Source organism: Sphingomonas sp. BK580 (assembly GCF_014194975.1).
Classification (GTDB): Bacteria; Pseudomonadota; Alphaproteobacteria; order Sphingomonadales; family Sphingomonadaceae; genus Sphingomonas.
In genome coordinates this window covers 65,713-83,906 of record NZ_JACIAY010000015.1, presented here as the reverse complement: position 1 = coordinate 83,906, position 18,194 = coordinate 65,713, and the positions used below count along the sequence as shown (strand labels likewise).

General features: G+C 72.0%; 21 protein-coding genes. 13 read left to right on the top strand and 8 right to left on the bottom strand.

What is annotated here, in order from left to right:
- The first annotated feature begins 22 nt into the window (after positions 1-22).
- The 4 genes from fabI to FHY05_RS20175 all read left to right on the top strand — a co-directional run bounded on the left by fabI (position 23) and on the right by FHY05_RS20175 (position 3,199).
- Positions 23-814, top strand: a complete 792-nt coding sequence (gene fabI, locus FHY05_RS20190) for an enoyl-ACP reductase FabI (RefSeq protein WP_183946277.1) — start codon at positions 23-25, stop codon at positions 812-814.
- Positions 807-1,352, top strand: a complete 546-nt coding sequence (locus tag FHY05_RS20185; protein ID WP_183946234.1) for a GNAT family N-acetyltransferase — start codon at positions 807-809, stop codon at positions 1,350-1,352. The genes fabI and FHY05_RS20185 overlap by 8 nt, the downstream gene beginning before the upstream one ends.
- 287 nt (positions 1,353-1,639) lie before the next feature.
- A complete protein-coding gene (gene aroC / locus FHY05_RS20180; RefSeq protein WP_183946233.1) occupies positions 1,640-2,707 on the top strand; it encodes a chorismate synthase in 1,068 nt (355 codons plus the stop codon).
- Positions 2,708-2,788: 81 nt separating this feature from the next.
- On the top strand, positions 2,789-3,199 hold the full coding sequence (locus FHY05_RS20175) for a hypothetical protein (protein ID WP_183946232.1): 411 nt from the start codon (positions 2,789-2,791) through the stop codon (positions 3,197-3,199).
- 46 nt (positions 3,200-3,245) lie between these two features.
- On the opposite strand, the gene FHY05_RS20170 is transcribed toward FHY05_RS20175, so the two are convergent.
- A complete protein-coding gene (locus FHY05_RS20170; RefSeq protein ID WP_183946231.1) occupies positions 3,246-4,535 on the bottom strand; it encodes an adenylosuccinate synthase in 1,290 nt (429 codons plus the stop codon).
- A 209-nt stretch (positions 4,536-4,744) separates the two neighbouring features.
- Here FHY05_RS20170 and FHY05_RS20165 point away from each other — a divergent pair, with 209 nt between their 5' ends.
- The gene (locus FHY05_RS20165; RefSeq protein WP_183946230.1) at positions 4,745-5,245 is read left to right on the top strand and encodes a TlpA disulfide reductase family protein; all 501 of its coding nucleotides are present in this window, start codon (positions 4,745-4,747) and stop codon (positions 5,243-5,245) included.
- Between the two features lie 46 nt (positions 5,246-5,291).
- Positions 5,292-5,762: a hypothetical protein gene (locus FHY05_RS20160; protein WP_183946229.1), complete on the top strand. Its 471-nt coding sequence runs from the start codon at positions 5,292-5,294 to the stop codon at positions 5,760-5,762.
- On the opposite strand, the gene FHY05_RS20155 is transcribed toward FHY05_RS20160, so the two are convergent.
- Positions 5,747-6,613 carry a CoA ester lyase gene (locus FHY05_RS20155; RefSeq protein ID WP_183946228.1) on the bottom strand — a complete coding sequence of 289 codons (867 nt, stop codon included), beginning with the start codon at positions 6,611-6,613 and terminating at the stop codon, positions 5,747-5,749. The two genes, FHY05_RS20160 and FHY05_RS20155, sit on opposite strands and share 16 nt — an antisense overlap.
- A complete protein-coding gene (locus FHY05_RS20150; RefSeq protein WP_183946227.1) occupies positions 6,610-7,809 on the bottom strand; it encodes a penicillin-binding protein activator in 1,200 nt (399 codons plus the stop codon). The genes FHY05_RS20155 and FHY05_RS20150 overlap by 4 nt, the downstream gene beginning before the upstream one ends.
- Between FHY05_RS20150 and rsmI the strand changes: the two genes are divergently transcribed.
- The gene (rsmI, locus tag FHY05_RS20145) at positions 7,808-8,650 is read left to right on the top strand and encodes a 16S rRNA (cytidine(1402)-2'-O)-methyltransferase (RefSeq protein WP_183946226.1); all 843 of its coding nucleotides are present in this window, start codon (positions 7,808-7,810) and stop codon (positions 8,648-8,650) included. The genes FHY05_RS20150 and rsmI overlap by 2 nt on opposite strands.
- Here the strand turns inward: rsmI and FHY05_RS20140 are convergent.
- Complete coding sequence (locus FHY05_RS20140) at positions 8,640-9,587, bottom strand: hypothetical protein (protein WP_183946225.1); 948 nt, start codon at positions 9,585-9,587, stop codon at positions 8,640-8,642. The two genes, rsmI and FHY05_RS20140, sit on opposite strands and share 11 nt — an antisense overlap.
- Before the next feature lie 160 nt (positions 9,588-9,747).
- Here FHY05_RS20140 and FHY05_RS20135 point away from each other — a divergent pair, with 160 nt between their 5' ends.
- The 5 genes from FHY05_RS20135 to FHY05_RS20115 all read left to right on the top strand — a co-directional run bounded on the left by FHY05_RS20135 (position 9,748) and on the right by FHY05_RS20115 (position 12,761).
- Positions 9,748-10,209 carry a DUF983 domain-containing protein gene (locus FHY05_RS20135; protein ID WP_183946224.1) on the top strand — a complete coding sequence of 154 codons (462 nt, stop codon included), beginning with the start codon at positions 9,748-9,750 and terminating at the stop codon, positions 10,207-10,209.
- Positions 10,206-10,655 carry a c-type cytochrome gene (locus FHY05_RS20130; protein ID WP_183946223.1) on the top strand — a complete coding sequence of 150 codons (450 nt, stop codon included), beginning with the start codon at positions 10,206-10,208 and terminating at the stop codon, positions 10,653-10,655. The genes FHY05_RS20135 and FHY05_RS20130 overlap by 4 nt, the downstream gene beginning before the upstream one ends.
- A gap of 53 nt (positions 10,656-10,708) precedes the next feature.
- Positions 10,709-11,080 (top strand): YraN family protein, encoded by a 372-nt coding sequence (locus FHY05_RS20125; protein WP_183946222.1) that lies wholly within the window; start codon positions 10,709-10,711, stop codon positions 11,078-11,080.
- Positions 11,081-11,179: 99 nt separating this feature from the next.
- Positions 11,180-12,139 carry a glutathione synthase gene (gshB, locus tag FHY05_RS20120; RefSeq protein WP_183946221.1) on the top strand — a complete coding sequence of 320 codons (960 nt, stop codon included), beginning with the start codon at positions 11,180-11,182 and terminating at the stop codon, positions 12,137-12,139.
- 19 nt (positions 12,140-12,158) lie between these two features.
- Positions 12,159-12,761: a DedA family protein gene (locus FHY05_RS20115; RefSeq protein ID WP_183946220.1), complete on the top strand. Its 603-nt coding sequence runs from the start codon at positions 12,159-12,161 to the stop codon at positions 12,759-12,761.
- Between the two features lie 27 nt (positions 12,762-12,788).
- Here FHY05_RS20115 and FHY05_RS20110 read toward each other — a convergent pair whose 3' ends face one another.
- Positions 12,789-13,715 (bottom strand): tyrosine recombinase XerC, encoded by a 927-nt coding sequence (locus FHY05_RS20110; RefSeq protein ID WP_183946219.1) that lies wholly within the window; start codon positions 13,713-13,715, stop codon positions 12,789-12,791.
- A 90-nt stretch (positions 13,716-13,805) separates the two neighbouring features.
- Between FHY05_RS20110 and FHY05_RS20105 the strand changes: the two genes are divergently transcribed.
- Complete coding sequence (locus tag FHY05_RS20105; protein WP_183946218.1) at positions 13,806-15,263, top strand: diguanylate cyclase domain-containing protein; 1,458 nt, start codon at positions 13,806-13,808, stop codon at positions 15,261-15,263.
- 44 nt (positions 15,264-15,307) lie between these two features.
- Here the strand turns inward: FHY05_RS20105 and FHY05_RS20100 are convergent, their stop codons facing one another.
- The 3 genes from FHY05_RS20100 to FHY05_RS20090 form a co-directional block, all read right to left on the bottom strand.
- Positions 15,308-16,060, bottom strand: coding sequence for an SDR family NAD(P)-dependent oxidoreductase (locus FHY05_RS20100; RefSeq protein ID WP_183946217.1), 753 nt, complete (start codon positions 16,058-16,060; stop codon positions 15,308-15,310).
- A 76-nt stretch (positions 16,061-16,136) separates the two neighbouring features.
- Positions 16,137-17,345 (bottom strand): zinc-dependent alcohol dehydrogenase, encoded by a 1,209-nt coding sequence (locus tag FHY05_RS20095; RefSeq protein ID WP_183946216.1) that lies wholly within the window; start codon positions 17,343-17,345, stop codon positions 16,137-16,139.
- Positions 17,346-17,518: 173 nt separating this feature from the next.
- A complete protein-coding gene (locus tag FHY05_RS20090; protein WP_183946215.1) occupies positions 17,519-18,190 on the bottom strand; it encodes a hypothetical protein in 672 nt (223 codons plus the stop codon).
- Between the last annotated feature and the right edge of the window lie 4 nt (positions 18,191-18,194).

The following is an 18,194-nucleotide window of genomic DNA, read 5'->3' as shown; positions in this document are numbered from 1 at the left end:
TGGTGGCTTCGTGAACGGACTGATGGGGGGCAAGCGCGGGCTGATCATGGGGCTCGCCAACGACAAGTCGCTGGCCTGGGGGATCGCCAAGCAGCTCAGCGAGGCCGGCGCCGAGCTGGCCTTCTCCTACCAGGGCGCGGCGATGGAGAAGCGCGTGCGCCCCCTCGCCGAGCAGCTCGGCGTGGCGCGGCTGTTCGACTGCGACGTCTCCGACATGGCCGCGCTGGACGACACCTTCGTCGCGCTGGCGCAGGAATGGCCGACGATCGACTTCGTCGTCCACGCCATCGGATTCTCGGACAAGTCGCAGCTGCGCGGTCGCTATTACGACACCACGCTCGACAATTTCCTGATGACGATGAACGTCTCGGCCTATTCGCTGGTCGCGGTGGCGCAGCGTGCGCGCAGGATGATGCCCAACGGCGGCGCGATCCTGACGCTCACCTACTACGGCGCCGAGAAGGTGATCCCGCACTACAACGTGATGGGCGTCGCCAAGGCCGCGCTGGAGACGAGCGTCAAATATCTCGCGGTCGATCTCGGACCCGAGAACATCCGCATCAACGCGATCTCGGCGGGACCGATCCAGACGCTGGCCGCGCGCGGCATCGGCGACTTCAACTACATTCTCAAGTGGAACGAGCTCAACGCGCCGCTGCGCCGCACCGTCTCGATCGACGAGGTGGGCGGCGCGGGCCTGTACCTGCTCAGCTCACTCGCCAGCGGCGTCACCGGCGAGATCCACCATGTCGACGCCGGCTACAACGTCATCGGCATGAAGGCGGAGGACGCGCCGGACATCGCGCTTGCCTGACGCGGGCGCCCCGGCCGAGCTGATCGTCCGCCCCGCGCGCGGCGAGGACGTGGCGGGGATCGACTCGCTGCTACGCACCTGTTTCGCGCGCGCCGACGAGGCCGATCTGGTGCGACGGCTGTGCGTAGACGGCGCGATGGTGCTGATGATGGCGGCGGTCGACGGCGCCACCGGCGCGATCGTCGGCGCGGTGGCGTTCAGCCGCATGGCGGTGACGGTGAACGGTCGCGCCGTGCCCGCGGTAGCGCTCGCACCGCTCGCGGTGGCGCCGGCCTATCGCCGCCGCGGCGTCGGCGAGGCGCTGGTGCAGGCCGGGCTCGAGCGGCTCGAGGCCGAGCGCGTGGTGCTGTGCTTCGTGCTGGGCGACCCCGCTTACTATCGGCGCTTCGGCTTTCACGAGGATTATGCTGCCAATTTCGTCTCGCCCTACGCGGGCGAGCACCTGCTGGCGCTGCCGCTGCAGGGCGGGCTGATGCCGTGCGGCGTCCGGGGCGACGCGCGCCACGCCGACGCCTTCGCGGTGCTCGGCGGAGGGTGAGCGGCGTTCGGGGTCGGAGCGCGCTCACCTTCTGTTGTCGCCACCTCGGCGGACGCCGGGGTCGAGGTGGGAAGGCTGGCATGAGGCTCACCGACGTCCCCCAACTGGCCCCCGACGTCCGCCGGGCTGGACGTGACAGCGGCGATGGGCGACGCACCGCCCCCGCCCCCCTGTCCTAACCCGCGTGCTTCTGGCACAGCGCGCGCCATGTCCCACGCTGGCTGCCCGCGAACGTTGAGTCCCGACGCGCCAGCGACTCAACATTCGCAACTTTCGGACCCTCGCGCATGAGCTACAACACCTTCGGCCGCGTGTTCCGCTTCACCACCTGGGGCGAGAGCCATGGGCCGGCGCTGGGCGCGGTGGTCGACGGCTGCCCGCCCGGGATCGCGCTGAGCGAGGCCGACATCCAGCCGTGGCTCGACCGGCGCCGCCCCGGCCAGTCGCGCTTCACGACGCAGCGGCGCGAGCCCGACCAGGTCCGCATCCTCTCGGGCGTGTTCGAGGGACGCACCACCGGCACGCCGATCAGCCTGATGATCGAGAACGTCGACCAGCGCTCGAAGGATTACTCGGAGGTCGCGCTCGCCTATCGGCCCGGCCACGCCGATTACGCCTATGACGCCAAATACGGCTTCCGCGACTATCGCGGCGGCGGCCGCTCCTCGGCGCGCGAGACCGCCGCGCGCGTCGCCGCCGGCGCGGTGGCGCGGCTGGTGGTGCCGCAGGTGCGCGTCCGCGCCTGGGTCGAGGCGATCGGCGGCGACGCCGTCGATCCAGCCACCTTCGACGACGCCGCGATCGACGCCAACCCCTTCTTCTGCCCCGACCCCACCGCCGCGGCGCGCTGGGAGGAGAAGGTCGACGCCGCGCGCAAGGCCGGCTCGTCGCTCGGCGCGGTGGTGGTGTGCGAGGCGACCGGCGTTCCCGCGGGCTGGGGCGCACCGCTCTACGCCAAGCTCGACAGCGAGCTGGCCGCGGCGTGCATGTCGATCAACGCGGTGAAGGGCGTCGAGATCGGCGACGGCTTCGCCGCCGCGGCGCTCTCGGGCGAGCAGAACGCCGACGCGATGCGTCCCGGCGCGGACGGCCCCGCCTTCCTCGCCAACCACGCCGGCGGGATCGCGGGCGGGATCGCCACCGGCCAGCCCATCCGGGTCCGTGTGGCCTTCAAGCCGACCAGCTCGATCCTCACGCCGGTCCCGACCGTCACGCGCGAGGGTAGCGCGACCGAGATCGCGACCAAGGGCCGCCACGATCCCTGCGTCGGCATCCGCGGCGTCCCCGTGGTGGAGGCGATGGTGGCGCTGGTGCTCGCCGACCAGGCCTTGCTTCACCGCGCGCAATGTGGCTAAGTTAGTTAATTAAGGGTCGGTGCGCCCGGAACACCTGCTTCATGCGGCTCGTTGGGAGCGAACACTGAAGGAGAGGTTCTCATGCGCATTCTCGTGATCGCGGCCGCGGCCGCACTCGCCCTGCCCGCCGTCGCCTCGGCACAGACCACCGGCGGCACGGGCGGCGGCACCGGCGGCGGCATGGGCACCGGCATGGGCCAGTCGGGCACCGGTCAGGGCACGATGGGCACGATGCAGCAGCCCGGCTCCACGGGTACCAGCACGCAGAGCACCCAGTCCGACACGATGTCGACGACCTCGCCGCGCTCCACGCGCGAGTCGCGCCGCTCGTCGCGCAACCGCTCGACCATGAACCAGCCGAGCACCAGCACGACGCCGGACCCGTCGACCCAGACGATGAACCCGGATCCGACCGTCAACCCGACGTCGCAGAACAACCCGCGCACGACCGGCACCGACCCGATGTCGACGACGCCGCAGTCGCCGCAATAACCTCGCCGCTCGCGACCCCCGCGCCGATGCGGGGGTCGCGTCGCGATCAGTCCGCGAACGGGTCGCGCACCAGGATCGTGTCGGCGCGCTCCGGACTGGTCGAGACCAGGGCCACGGGGCAGCGGATCAGCTCCTCGATTCGCCGGATGTATTTGATCGCCTGCGCCGGCAGATCGGCCCAGCTCCGCGCCCCCGCCGTGGACTCCTGCCAGCCCTTGATCGTCTCGTAGATCGGCTCCACCATCGCCTGGTCGGCGGCATGCGCCGGAAAATAGTCGATCCTCTCGCCGCGCAGCTCGTAGCCGGTGCAGATCTTCACCTCGTCGAGGCCGTCGAGCACGTCGATCTTGGTGAGCGCGATGCCGGTGATGCCGCCGACGGCGGCTGACTGGCGCACCAGCACCGCGTCGAACCAGCCACAACGGCGCTTGCGGCCCGTCACGGTGCCGAACTCATGCCCGCGCGTGCCGAGCCGCTCGCCGGTCGCGTCGTCCAGCTCGGTCGGGAACGGCCCCGAGCCGACCCGCGTCGTGTAGGCCTTGGCGATCCCCAGCACGAAGCCGACTGCCGCCGGCCCCAGTCCCGACCCGCCCGCCGCGGTGCCCGCGATCGTGTTCGACGAGGTGACGAACGGGTAGGTACCGTGGTCGATGTCGAGCAGCACGCCCTGCGCGCCCTCGAACAGGATACGCTTGCCCGCCTCCTTCGCGGCGTTGAGGTCGCGCCACACCGGCTTGGCGAAGGGCAGCACGAAGTCGGCGATCGCGCGCAGCTCGGCGACCAGCGCGTCGCGGTCGATCGGCGCCTCGCCGAAGCCGGCGCGCAGCGCGTCATGGTGCGCGGTGAGGCGGTCGAGCTGCGGCCCGAGGTCGTCGAGATGCGCCAGGTCGCAGACCCGCAGCGCGCGGCGGCCGACCTTGTCCTCATAGGCGGGCCCGATGCCGCGCCGCGTCGTGCCGATCTTGCCCGCGCCGCTGGCGTCCTCGCGCAGTGCGTCGAGGTCGCGGTGGAACGGCAGGATCAGCGCGCAATTGTCCGCGATCCGAAGCGTCTCGGGCGTCGCGACGACGCCCTGCCCCGCCAGCCGCTCGATCTCGGCCTTGAGCGCCCAGGGATCGAGCACCACGCCGTTGCCGATCACCGACGGCGTGCCGCGCACGATCCCCGAGGGCAGCAGCGAGAGCTTGTAGACCGACTCACCGACCACCAGCGTGTGACCGGCGTTGTGACCGCCCTGGAAGCGGACGACGACGTCGGCGCGTTCGGCGAGCCAGTCGACGATCTTGCCCTTGCCCTCGTCGCCCCATTGCGCGCCGATGACTGCTACGTTGGCCATGGATACAGGTCTCCGCCTGCCGGGCGAACCCGCGCGCCCTTCGACAGGACTCGGCACGCGAGTGGTTCAGCGATGTCGGTGGCGCGGGTAGCGGCGGGGCGGCGGCAGGTCAACTGGCACGGCCCGCGACGAAGACCGCGTCATCATGGGCCAGTTCCGGCTTGACCGCGACCCCCGCCCCGCGTCTTCTCCGCTCGGGGGGAACTGGTATGACGATGCGATACTTCACGCTGTCCGCGCTCGCGAGCGCGCTGCTCGCATCGTCCGCGGGGGCGCGCGAGCTCAAGGTCGGTCAACCGGCCCCGCCGATCGAGCTGACGCTGGTCGACGGCAGCAGGACCACGCTCGCCGAGCACCGCGGCGAAGTGGTGCTGCTCAACTTCTGGGCGACCTGGTGCGTGCCGTGCCGCGCCGAACTGCCGCTCCTCGACGGCTATTACCGCCGCGCGCGGCAGCACGGGTTGAGCGTCTACGCGGTGGCGACCGACGGGTCGGCGCCGCTCCGGCAGCTCAAGCCGGTGTTCGCCGCCATGGCGATCCCCGCGGTGCGCAGCATCAGGGGCATCAGCGCGGAGATGCCGGCCGTGCCCACCAACTACATCATCGATCGCGCCGGCGTGGTCCGCTACGCCAAGGCGGCGGCGCTGGACCTCGACGACCTCAACCGCGAGCTGATCCCGCTCCTCAACGAGCCCGCGCCGAGAGGCTGAGTCGCGCCGCGGCGGAACGGTGCGGTGGCGCGCGAGTTGAGCGGTGATGAGGAGTCTGGCGCTCACCGCTGTCGCTCTGCTGCTGCTCTCCGGCTGCGGCGAACGTGGTCGGGCGCCAGGGGCTGAAAACGCTACCGGGGCTGCGGCCAACGCAACCGCCGCCCCGGAAGGTGGACCGGTCAAGTCGGACGCCACCTCCCACTCGCCCGCGGCGAGCCCCTCCGAGGGCCGATCGCGTGAGGGCTATGTCGGGCGCTGGCGCGGCGTGGAGGGGCTGAACCTCGTGGTGTCCCCGCGCGGGAGCGACGACAAGGCGGTGTCGCTGGCGATGCAGTGGAGCCTCGACGACAAGGGCACGTACGACGGCGAGGTCACCGCCGACGGCATCGCGTTCCGGCGCGCCGGCGCACGCGAACTGCTGCGCCCGACGGACGGCGCCGCCACTGGTCTCAAATACCTCGACGGCAAGAGGGACTGTCTCACCGTCCGGTCCGGTGAGGGTTATTGCCGCGACTGAACCGCGCGGTCGAGCGCGATGAGCCGCTCTGCCTCGGCGAGGTGAAGCCGCTCGACCATCTCGCCGTCCACCCGGATCGCGCCCGAGGCGGCATGTTCGGGTAGGGCGAAGGCGGCGACGATCCGTTCGGCGCGGGCGACCGCCTCTGCCGATGGCGCGAAGGCGCGGTTGGCGGCCTCGATCTGCGCGGGGTGGATCAGCGTCTTGCCGTCGAACCCCCAGCGCGCGCCCTGGGCGCAGGCGCGCTCGACCGCGCCCGCGTCGTCGATCACGTTGGTGACGCCGTCGAGCGCGACGATGTCGGCGAGCCGCGCCGCGAGCACCACCTCGGTGAGGATGGGCCACAGCGGTGCGCGATCCTCGCCCGGCGTGCAGCGCAGCTCGCGCGCGAGGTCGTTGGGGCCGATCACCAGCGCGGCGAGTCCGGTCTCGCGCGCCGCCGCGGCGATCGCGCGCGATGCCACGACGCCGGCGCAGGTCTCGATCATCGCCCAGAGCGCCGGTCCGTCGCCCAGCGCCGCCCGCGCGACGTGGAGCGTGGCGGGGCTGTCCACCTTCGGGAGCAGCACCGCGTCGAGCGGCGCGCCGCGGAGCGCAGCGAGGTCGCCGGCGCCCCATTCGGTGTCGGCGCCGTTGACCCGCACGACGCGCTCACGCGCTTCCCAGCCGCCGGCGTTGAGGCCCGCGACCGCGGCATCGCGTGCCTCTCGCTTCATCGCCGGCGCGACCGAGTCCTCCAGGTCGAGGATGACCGCGTCGCAGTCGAGCGTTCTCGCCTTGGCGAGCGCGCGCTGGTTCGACGCCGGCAGGAACAGGGCGCTGCGGCGCGGACGCGCCGCGACTGCGCTCACTTGCCCGCGAACCCCGTCGGCGCGGGCGACACCGCCACCGCGCTGCCGGCGCGCAACTCCTTCACCTCGAGCGCGCGCTCGGCGACGCCGTCGCGGCCGAAGCGGAAGGCACCGTCGATCCCGGCGAAGCCGTCGGCGTCGCGCAGACGCGGCTCCGGGAAAGCGGTGCCCGGCCGCCAGTCGCGCGCGATCCGCACCACCAGCAGCACCGAGTCATAGCCCAGGCTCGACAGCCGGTAGGGCGCGGCGTTGAAGCGCGTGCGGTAGTTGCGCGCATATTGGCGATAGAGGTCGTCGGGCACGCTGGCGAACCAGGCACCGTTCAGCGCCGGCGCACTCGCCCCCTTGTCCGCGTTCCACAACTCCGTGCCGACGATCTGCGCCGAAGGACTGGCGCGGCGCAGCAGCGGCACCGCGGTCGTCGCCGCGCCAGCGCTGTCCGCGATCAGGATCGCGTCGAAGGGCGCGTCCTTGGCCATGCGCTGCACCGCCGCGCCGAGTGCGCCGGGGCCGCGATCATAGGTCTGCAGCGACACGACTCGCCCGCCCGCCTGCTCGACCGCGCGCAGGAAGGCCGTGGAAGCGCGGCTGCCGTACAGCGCGTTGGGCACCAAGCCCCCGAAATTGTTCATGCCGCGCGCGCGCGCGAAGCCGACGACCCGCTCGATCGACTGCGCCGGCGCATAGCCCAGCACATAGGTGCCGTTGCCCGCCACGCCGGTGTCGTTGGAGAAGGACAGCACCGGCACCTTGGCGGCGCGCGCGATCGGCGCCACCGCGCGCACGTCCTCGGCCAGCAGCGGCCCGAGGATCAGCTGCGCCCCATCGGCGATCGCGCGCGAGGCGGCCTGCGCGGCGCCGGTGGCGGTATCGTAGCTGGTGATTCGCACCTGCGCGTTGCGCGTGTCGAGCAGCGCCAGCTGGGTCGCGTTGGCGAGGCTGCGGCCGACGCCGGCGTTGCTGCCCGACAGCGGCACCAGCAACGCGACCCGGTGCCGCTCGGTGTCGCGCGGCAGGCCGCTGACCACCTCGGGTGCGGTGTCGCGCGGTGGCGGCGCCTGGGTCTGCGCGCGCGGCGGCTCGACGGGGGCGCGCGGCACCACCGTCGAGCAGGCCGCGAGCAGCAGCGCGCCGGTGACCGCGACCAATCGGCCCCATGCGTTCGACCATTGCGGCCGCCCGATCGCCTCTGCCATGACAACTCCCGTGAACTCTCTACTGCCTGGGCTCTACATCGTCGCCACCCCGATCGGCAATCTCGGCGATCTCTCGCCGCGTGCGGCGGAGGTGCTCGCCGCCGCCGACGTCATCGCCGTGGAGGACTCGCGGGTCACCGCCGGACTGCTCCGCCACATCGGCACCAAGCGGCCGATGACCCCCTATCACGACCACAATGCCGCCGAGGTGCGCCCGCGCCTGGTCGAGCGGATGGCGAGCGAGGTGGTGGCGCTCGTCTCGGACGCGGGCACGCCGCTGATCTCCGATCCGGGCTACAAGCTGGTGCGCGAGGCGCGCGCGGCGGGGCGCCACGTCGTCACCGTCCCGGGCGCCTGCGCCGCGGTCGCCGCGCTGACGCTCGCCGGGCTACCGACCGACCGCTTCCTGTTCCTCGGCTTCCTGCCTCCCAAGGAGCAGGCGCGCGCCGAGGCGATCCGCGAGGTGGCGGCGGTGCGCGCCACGCTGGTACTGTACGAATCGGGGCCACGGCTTGGTGCCTGCCTCGCCGCGCTGGCACAGCTGTTGGGCGAGCGAGAGGCCGCCGTGTGCCGCGAGCTCACGAAGAAGTTCGAGGAGGCGGTGACCGGCACGCTCGGCGCCCTGGCGGCGCGCTACGCCGAGACGCCGCCGAAGGGGGAGATCGTGGTCGTGGTCGCGCCCCCCGCCGCGCCCGCTCCGGCGAGCGCGGACGACGCCGACGCGGCGCTGCGCGAGGCGCTGACGCGCCTGCCCGCGTCCAAGGCGGCGGGCGAGGTGGCGAAGGCGCTCGGGCTCGACCGCCGCGAACTCTACGCGCGCGCGCTGGCGCTCAAGGGGTAGCCGGCGCGCTCGGCGCGTTCTCGCGCGCGATCGCCCCGGCCATGCGGCCACGCTGCGAGTAGGCGAAGGCGTTCGCCGCGCCGGTGTACAGGCCGCGCAGATAGCCGCGGTCGAAGGCGGTGAGCTGGGCTGGCGGCGCGGCCTTGCTGCCGAACAGCGCCAGGATCGTGTCGAGGCCCCCGGCTGGCAGTTCGCGCGCGCCGGCGAACAGGCGCAGCGCGGCATAGTCGGCGAGCTGGCGCGACGTCTTCCCCAGCACCGCCTTGCGCTCGACGATCAGCACCGCGGTGACGACGTCCTGCCGCACCGGCTGAACGACGCGCGAGGCGATCGCGACATGGAAGGTCGGCGGTCCCTCCCCGGGCAGGCTCGTCTCGCCGTCGCGCGTGCGCACCTCCGTGAGTCGCCACGCGAACGCAGGCCCCTCGCTTTTCAGCAGCGCGCGCCGCGTTCGAAAGCCGACGCCCAGCAGCGCGCGATGGTTGGACTTCGCCATCTTCGTCAGCTCGGCGTGAGCGTCGTCGACGAACAGCACCATCGTGTTGGGCCGACAGCGATCGCCGGCGAGCGTGATGCCCACGGAATCGGCGTCGTCGAGCATGCGCTGCGCGATCTCGCTCGACACCTTGCTCGGCAGCCCCCCGACGGCGACGCAGACGGGATCCTGGAAGCGCGCGATCGGCACGTTCTGCGAGACCGGGCCGGTCGCCGCGCGCACCTGGTTGCCGATGACCTTGCGGGTGGGCGCGGCGACGATGATGTCGCCGTTGTCGCCGAGCCGCTGTTCCGCGTCGGGTACGGGCGCGGGCGCGGACGCGGATTCGGTCGCGCTTGGCGCCGCGTCTTCCGGCGCCGACCGGGGAGCCGCCGCGCTCGGCACCGGTCCGGGAAGCTGCGCCGCGGCGATGACCACCGCTGCCAGATAAGGGACGACCATCGCCTTCTCTCCCGTCGAACGGCGGACAGTTTAGGCATGCTGCCCACCCGTGCCCACGCCCTTTCTCATCCGGATCGAGCGAGGAGTGGCGATCGTGCGGCTCTGGGTGGGACGATCTGTCCCATCGAACGCGCGCACCGGCGCGCCTACATCGCCGCGCATGGAACCGACGCCCCCCGCCCCCGCACCCGCCGCCGCTCCGCCGAGCGGCCGCGACCGCTTCTGGTGGATCATCCGCTCCGGCTGGCGCGGCCGCTGCCCTCGCTGCGGCGAGGGCAAGATGTTCGCTTCCTGGCTCAAGGTGGTGCCGCGCTGTGATCGTTGCGGCCTCGACTATCGCTTCGCCGCGCCCGACGATGGGCCCGCCTTCTTCTCGCTGTGCATCATCGCGCTGCCGCTGACCGCCTTCGTTGTATGGCTGCAGGTCGCGTTCGATCCGCCCGCCTGGGTGCATCTCGTCACCTCGGTGCCGGTGATGGCGCTCGGCACGCTGCTGCCGCTGCGGCCGATCAAGGGCTGGCTGGTCGCGTCGCAATACGTCAACCGCGCACAGGAGGCGGGCACGCGCGGGCTCTGGTCCGACCTGCACGGGACCTCGGGCGCGAGCGACTTCGACCAGTGAGCGCACGGCGCGTCCCGCTCGCCGTGGCCGCGCTGGCGCTGCTCGCCGGCTGCGGCGACGGCGACGTGGCGGCACGGCGCACGGCGCTGGGCGCGAACCCGACACTGGCGGCGCGGCTGGCCGCCGCCGACGCGGACCGGGGCGCACGGCTGTTCGGCCAGTGCGCCGCCTGCCACACGATCGGCGCTGGCGCGGGCGACCGCAACGGACCGAACTTGCGCGGCGTGATGGGCGCGCCCGTCGCCGGGGTGAGCCCGCGTTTCGGCTATACCGCCGCCCTGCGCGCGCGCGGCGGCCGCTGGACCGCGGCGGCCATGGACAACTGGCTCGCCGACCCCGCCGCGGTCGCTCCCGGCACCGCGATGCGCTTCGCCGGCGTGCGCGACTCGCTCGATCGCGCCGACCTGATCGCCTATCTGCGCCGGCAGAGCGCCGCCACCCGCTGAGGCGGGCCAGCGCGCGCTTGCCCGCGCGGCGCGGCTCGGGCACGCCTCCGGTCATGCGCCGCTCCCGCTCCCTGCTCGATCGCCGCGTCGCCGAGGCGGCGGGGCGGCGCGGCGAGCGACTGGCTGCCTGGTGGCTGCGATTGCAGGGCTGGCAGATCCTCGACCGGCGCGTGCGCACCCCCGCCGGCGAGGTCGATCTGGTGGCGCGACGCGGCGCGCTGGTCGCCTTCGTCGAGGTGAAGGCGCGGCGGACCGCCGCCGAGCTCGACGTCGCGATCGACGAGCGCCGGCTCGCGCGCGTGGCCGCCGCGGCCGAGCTGCTGATGCCGCGCTACGCGCTCCCGGGCGACGACATCCGCGTCGACGTGCTGCTGCTCGCCCCCGGCACGCGACCGCGCCACGTCGAGAACGCCTGGATCGGCTGAGCCGGCGCTCGCCGCACCTGCGCCGGCGCGACCGCGCGTGACATTGCCGGTGCGCCACCCTACCTGCCGGCGCATCGCTCTGCCGGAGAAGGACAGTCCATGGCGCTCACCGTCGCGGTCCAGATGGATCCGCTCGACCAGATCAACATCGCCGGTGACTCGACCTTCGCGCTGATGCTCGCGGGGCAGGCACGCGGGCATCGCCTGTTCCACTACACCGCCGATCAGCTCAACTGGTCGGACGGCAGGTTGTGGACCCAGGCGCACCCGGTGTCGGTACAGCGCGTGCAGGGCGAGCATTTCCGCTTCGAGGAGCCGGTCGCGCTCGACCTCGGCGACGAGGCCGACGTGGTGCTGATGCGCCAGGACCCGCCGTTCGATCTCGGCTATATCACCGCCACCCACCTGCTCGAGCGGGTCGCCGAGCGCACCCTGGTGGTCAACGATCCCGCCAGCGTGCGCAACGCGCCCGAGAAGGTGTTCGTGCTCGACTATGCGCGCTTCATGCCGCCGACGCTGGTCACCCGCTCGCTCGACGAGGCGCGCGCCTTCCTGCGCCGGCACGGCGCGATCGTGGTCAAGCCGCTCCACGGCAACGGTGGGAAGGCGATCTTCCGCGTCGGCCCGGAGGGCGAGAACCTCTCCGCGCTGGTGGAGGTGTTCAACCAGACCTGGCGCGAGCCGCACATGGTGCAGGCTTTCCTCCCCGACGTGGCCAAGGGCGACAAGCGCATCGTGCTGGTCGACGGCGAGGTGGCGGGGGCGATCAACCGGCTGCCGGGCGAGGGCGAGATCCGCAGCAACCTCGCGGTCGGCGGGTCGGCCGAGAAGACCGAGCTGACCCGGCGCGAGCGCGAGATTTGCGCCGCGCTCGGGCCCGAGCTCAAGCGGCGCGGGCTGATCTTCGTCGGCATCGACGTGATCGGGGGCGAGTGGCTGACCGAGATCAACGTCACCTCACCCACCGGCATCGTCGCGATCGAACGCTTCGACGGCACCGATGTCGCCGGTCTCATCTGGGACGCGATCGAGCGCCGGCACGCGGAACGGACGCGCTGACCGCGCCGTTGGCGGAGGCGTGACCGAGTTCATCGTCAGCTGGATCGTGAAAGGCGGCTATCTCGGGATCTTCCTGCTGATGGCGCTGGAGAATGTCGTCCCGCCTATCCCGTCCGAGGTGATCATGGGGCTGGGTGGGATCGCGGTGGCGCGCGGTCAGATGGAGCTGGTGCCGCTGCTGCTCTGGGGCACCGCCGGCACGACCGCGGGTAACGTCTTCTGGTACGTGATCGGGCGACGCGTCGGCTACGCCCGCTTCCGTCCCTTCGTCGAGCGCCACGGCCGCTGGCTGACGATGGAGTGGGACGACGTCGAGCGCGTGCAGCGCTTCTTCCACCATCACGGCGGCTGGGTGATTTTCGTGTTCCGCTTCATGCCGACCTTCCGCACCATGATCTCGCTTCCCGCCGGCATGGCGGCGATGCCGCTGTGGCGCTTCCTGGTCATGACGTTCCTCGGCAGCATCATCTGGAACGCGGTGCTGGCGGGCGCAGGCTATTATCTCGGCAGCCGCTTCAGCGAGCTCGACCGCTATGTCGGGCCGGTCGGGATCGTGCTGACGGTGTTGGCGCTCGGCTATTACCTCTATCGGGTCGTCACTTGGTCGCCGCGCCCCGAGTAGAGCGTCGATCCTGTCCGGTCGGCGGCATCATCCCCGCGGATGCGCGGCACGATAGACGTCGAGCAGGTGCGCCGCGTCGACGGCGGTGTAGACCTGGGTCGAGCTCAGGCTGGCATGGCCGAGCAGCTCCTGCAGCGCGCGCAGGTCGGCGCCGCGGCCGAGAAGGTGCGTCGCGAAACTATGCCGCAGTGCGTGCGGCGTGGTGCGCTCGCCCAGTCCGAGCCGCGCGCGCGCGCCGCGCACCTTGAGGCGCACCACGCCGGGCGAGAGCGCCCCGCCCTTCACGCCGCGGAACAGCGGGGCCTCCGCCGCGAGCGGCCAGGGGCACAGTGCCGCATAGCGCTCGACCGCGGCGCGCACGTCGGCGAGCAGCGGCACCACGCGGGTCTTGGCGCGCTTGCCGGTGACGCGCAGGGTCTCGCCCAGCGGCAGCACCGCGCCGGGCAGCGTCACCGCCTCGCCGATGCGCAGGCCCGCGCCGTACAGCAGCAGCAGCACTGCCCAGTCGCGCGCCGCCACCCAGGGCTCGTCGCTGTCCTCCGCCACGTCGGTGGCGAGCGCGACCGCCTCGTGCGGCGCGATCGGGCGCGGGACGCCCTTGCGCACCCGCGGCCCGCGCAGCCGCGGCGCCGCCCCGGCGCCGGCCGCCCAGTCGAGGAAACCACGCAAGGCCGAGAGCTCGCGTGCCGCCGAGGCATTGCCCAGCGGCGCGCGCCCGCCGCCCCTGGCGCCCGTCCCGACGCCGCGTCGATGCGCGAGGAAAGCGCGCAGATCGGCCGCCTCGACCTGCGCCAGCCGCGCGCGATCCACCTCCTCGCCCCAGTGCGCGGACAAGAAGGCCATGAGCCGCACCGCGGTCGCACGATAGGCGCGCACCGTGTGCTCCGAGCGGCGGCGGTCGCGCGCGAGATGGATCGCATAATGGTCGGCGAGCGTGAGTGGCACGGATGGCATCGCGGGTCGAACTTCTCCTTTCGTCGCGGTTTGCGTACGTACGCCCGGGTAGAAAAGGTAAATTAACGTGAGGCAACCATAAGGTCGGCGATGGCACCCTCCACTTCTCTCACGACCGCCGCGGCCGAGTCGAGCCGTCTCGCCGCGCTGAACGCGCTCGCGCTTCTCGACAGCGAGCCCGAGAAGGAGTTCGACGCGCTGGTAGCGCTCGCGGCGCAGCTGCTCGGCTGCCCCACCGCACTGCTCAACCTGGTCGACCGCGACCGATTGTGGATCAAGGCCAGCGCGCGCGCGACGGAGACGCGCGAGCTGCAGCGCGACATCGCCTTCTGCGACCGCACCGTGACGGAGCGCGACATGGTGGTGATCGAGGACCTCGCCGCGGACCCGCGCTTCGGCAGCAGCCCGCTGGTGGTGGAGAACGGTCTGCGCTTCTACGCCGGGGCGCCGGTCAACGTGCTCGGTCAGGACGGGATGCGCCACACGGTCGGTACGATCTGCGCGGTCGACGTGGCGCCGCGCACCCTCGACGAGCCGGCACGCGGCGCGCTGCGCCACCTCGCCGCGCTGGCCGAGGCACTGCTCGAGGCGCGCCGCACCGCGCTCAAGGCGATCCATATCGCCACCACCGGCGAGCTGCTCGTCACCCAATTGGCGCGGCAGGACCATGTCTTTCGCCAGGCCGAGCAGATCGCGATGATCGGATCGTGGCGGCTGTCGATCGCCGACCAGTCGCTGGAATGGTCGGACAACGTCTACCGCATCCATGGCCTGCCACTGGGCGAGAAGCCCGACCTGTCGCGCGCGCTCACCTTCTATCCCGCGGCGGTGCGCGACGGCGTCGCGACCACGATCGAGACGGCGATCCGCGAGGGCCAGCGCTTCGACTTCGAGAGCGACTTCGTCACCGCCGACGGGCGCACGCTGCGGGTCCGCTCGATGGGTGACCCTGAGATCGTCGACGGCGAGGTCGTCGCCATGGTCGGTGTGTTCCAGGACATCACCGAACGCCACGCGCTCGAGGTGCAGTTGCGCCACGCGGCCGACACCGACGTCCTGACGGGATTGGCGAACCGGGCCGCGTTCGACCGCGCGCTCGACTATGCGATGGCACGCGCGCGGCGTGATCGTACCCCGCTCCACCTCGTGCTGATCGATCTCGACGGCTTCAAGGCGATCAACGACACGCTCGGCCATGGCGCCGGCGACGACGTGCTGCGGCTGACCGGCGCGGCATTGTCCGAGCCGTGGTTGCGCGACACGCTGGCGGCGCGGATCGGCGGCGACGAGTTCGCGCTGATCATCGAGGACCCGGCGCTGACCGCCGACCTCGACGGGCTGCGCGAGCGGGTCGAGGCCGCGCTCCGGGTGGCGGTGGAGTCGAACGGGGTGACGATGACCAGCGCCGGCTCGGTCGGCATCGCCGCCTACGACGACGACTGCCACTCGCTGCGCGACCTCGCGCGCCGGGCCGACGTGCTGCTGTACCAGGCCAAGCGCGCGCGCGTCGGCCTGCGCCGATTCGCGCCGCCGCGCCGGGTGGCGTGACGGCGCGGGTCAGGCTGGACCGCGGATCAGGCTGGGCCCTGGGATCAGGCGTCGCGGGCCACCTGGAAGCCGGCGAAGGACTGGCTCACCGGCATCAGCTCCAGCCGGTTGACGTTGAGATGCGGCGGCAGCGTCGCGACCCACAGCACGGTCGCGGCGATGTCCTCGGCGGTCATCGGCTCCGCGCCGGCGTAGAGCGTGTCGGAGGCGGCCTGGTCGCCGCCGGTGCGCACCAGGGTGAACTCCGTCTCCACCATGCCTGGGTCGATCACGCTGACGCGAACGCCGGTGCCGTGCAGATCGGAGCGCAACATCAGCGTGAGTTGCTGCACGAACGCCTTGGTGCCGCCGTAGACGTTGCCGCCGGGGTACGGGTAAGTACCGGCGACCGAGGCCAGGTTGATGATCGCGCCCCTGCGCTCGATCAGCCCGGGCAGCAGCCGATGCGTGATCGCCACCAGCGCGGTGACGTTGGTGTCGATCATCGTCTTCCACTGCCCGAGGTCGGCGTGCTGCGCCGGCCCGGTCCCCAGCGCGAGCCCGGCGTTGTTGACGAGCAGGTCGATGCCACGGAACCGCGCGGGCAGCGCGTCCAGCGCGGCCGCGACCGCGTCCTCGTCGCGCACGTCGAACACGGCGGGCAGCAGGACGTCGCCGAGCTCGTCCCGGAGCGCGTCCAGCCGATCGCCGCGCCGCCCGGTCGCGATCACCTGCCAGCCGGCGCCGGCGAGCGCGCGCGCCGTGGCGGCGCCGATGCCCGAGGTGGCGCCCGTCACGATCGCCGTCTTCACTGTCATTCCAATCTCCTGTCGAGGTCGGCGCGCTCTTCAACGGCGGCGCCCAGTTAGTCGAACGAGGCGCCTCGTCCAGCGCTCAGGCGCTCGGCTCGAGCTCGACCTTGATCCAGCCGGGCTGGCGTTCGTCGAAGGCTTTGTAAGCGTCGATCGCGCCGGTCATCGGCTCGGTCTGGGTAAGGATCGCGAGCGGGTCGAGCCGGCCCGAGCGGACGTGATCGATCAGCACGTCGTAATAGCGGCGGTGATTGCAGTTCCCCATGCGCATGGTGATGTTCTTGTTCATGGCCTGGCCGATCGGGAAGTGCGTGTCGGTCGGCGGATAGACGCCGATGATCGACAGCGTCCCGCCCTTTGCGATCGCCTCCACCGCCCATTGCAGCACCTGGTTCGGGCTGTCGCCGGCGACGAAATGGTGCCCGAGCGTCTTCGCCGCCGGCTCGATGAGCCGCTGCTCGACCGCGGTCGCGACCTTGCTGAGCAAGCCCGGTTCGGCGGGGCCATCATGCGCGTGCTGCGCGTCGACGCCCACCGCGTCGATCACGCGGCGCGCGCCGTCGCCGTCGGTGAGCTTGCGGATCGCCTCCACCGGCTCGACCTCGTCGAAATTGATCGTCTCGCCACCCTGGCGGCGCGCCATCTCGAGCCGATCCGGCAGGCGGTCGACCGCGATGACGCGGCCCCCCATCAGCTTGGCGGAGGCGATCGCGAGCTGGCCGACCGGGCCGCAGCCGAACACGACGACATGGTCGCCCTCCTCGATCTGCGCGAGATCGGCGCCGAACCAGGCGGTCGGCAGGATGTCGCTCATCAGGATCGCCTGATCGTCGCTGATCGCGTCGGGGATCGGCACCAGGTTGGTATCGGCCCAGGGTACGCGCGCCTTCTCGGCCTGCAGCCCCTTGTAGCCGCCTGCCGCGGCCGGGCCGCCGAAGAAGGACGTGCCCGCCAGCTTGCCACCGGGATTGGCGTTGTCGCACTGCGCGTAGAACTGCTCGCGACAGTATTGGCAGGTACCGCAGCCGATCGTCGACGGAATGATGACCCGCTGGCCGACGCGGATAGCGGTGACGTCCGCGCCGACGCTCTCCACCACGCCGACCGCCTCGTGGCCCAGGATCTGACCCTTGTCGACGCCGCTGAAGGTTCCGCGAACGAAGTGCAGGTCGGTGCCGCAGATCGCACTGGCGGTGAGCCGCACGATCGCGTCGGTCGGCGCCTCGATCACCGGCTCGGGCACCTCCTCGACGCGGATGTCGCCGATGGCATGGAAAACGACGGCTTTCATGGACTTACTCCGAAAGAGCGGGGCGCGACGGGGCGATCTGTCGAGCGGTAACGAGGCCGGGGCGACGATGGTTCAGCGTGTCGATCGTGATCGTGCGTCGGTCTGCCGAGGATCTCGGGCGCTCCGGCCCGAGGCGCCGGCCCGTCGCACCATGCGCGTCCGAGGTCGGGCGATTAGCCGTCGCTGGTGACGCGCGCGTCACCGTCGCCGTCGCGCAGCGCCCATGGCTTGAGCCGCCGCGCCAACGCGGGGCGGATCAGCCACGTCATCAGCGCGACGAGGAAGCAGGATTGCAGCAGCGCGCGCAGATACCAGGGCGGCTGTAGCGGCAGCAGCTGGATCAAGCCGTTGAACAGCAGGACCAACGGCAGCACGCCGAGCCAGCTCATCAGGAACAGCTTCCACTTCGGCCCGTCGCCGTCGCTCGGCAGCCGCGCCACGGCGAGAGCGCCTGCCACCTCCTGGGTACGCGGCGTGGAGAAACGATCGCCCTCGCGCATCAGCCGCGCATAGTCCGCCGAGCGACGCCATGCTTCCAGCGAGTCGTGCGATGCGAAGCGCTGCAGCGTGTGGAACAGCCCGCCGGTCTGTTCGAGCCGCAGCCCGCCGCGATGGCCGCGTGCCGCCGCGGCGCTGCGGTCGACCCGCTCGGACCAGGCGCGGAACTCGTCCTCGGCGCCCTTGGCGAGCACGCGGGTGACGATCAGCGCGACTCCGGCCTCGGCTTCACCGTCGTGACCGTCGCGCGCCATGCTGCCCAAAAGGCCCGGCAGGGTACGGCGGTTCCACCCCGACGGGTGCCGCGCGGCGCTCGCGGGCTTCCCGCCGACTCCACCCTGCCCCATATGG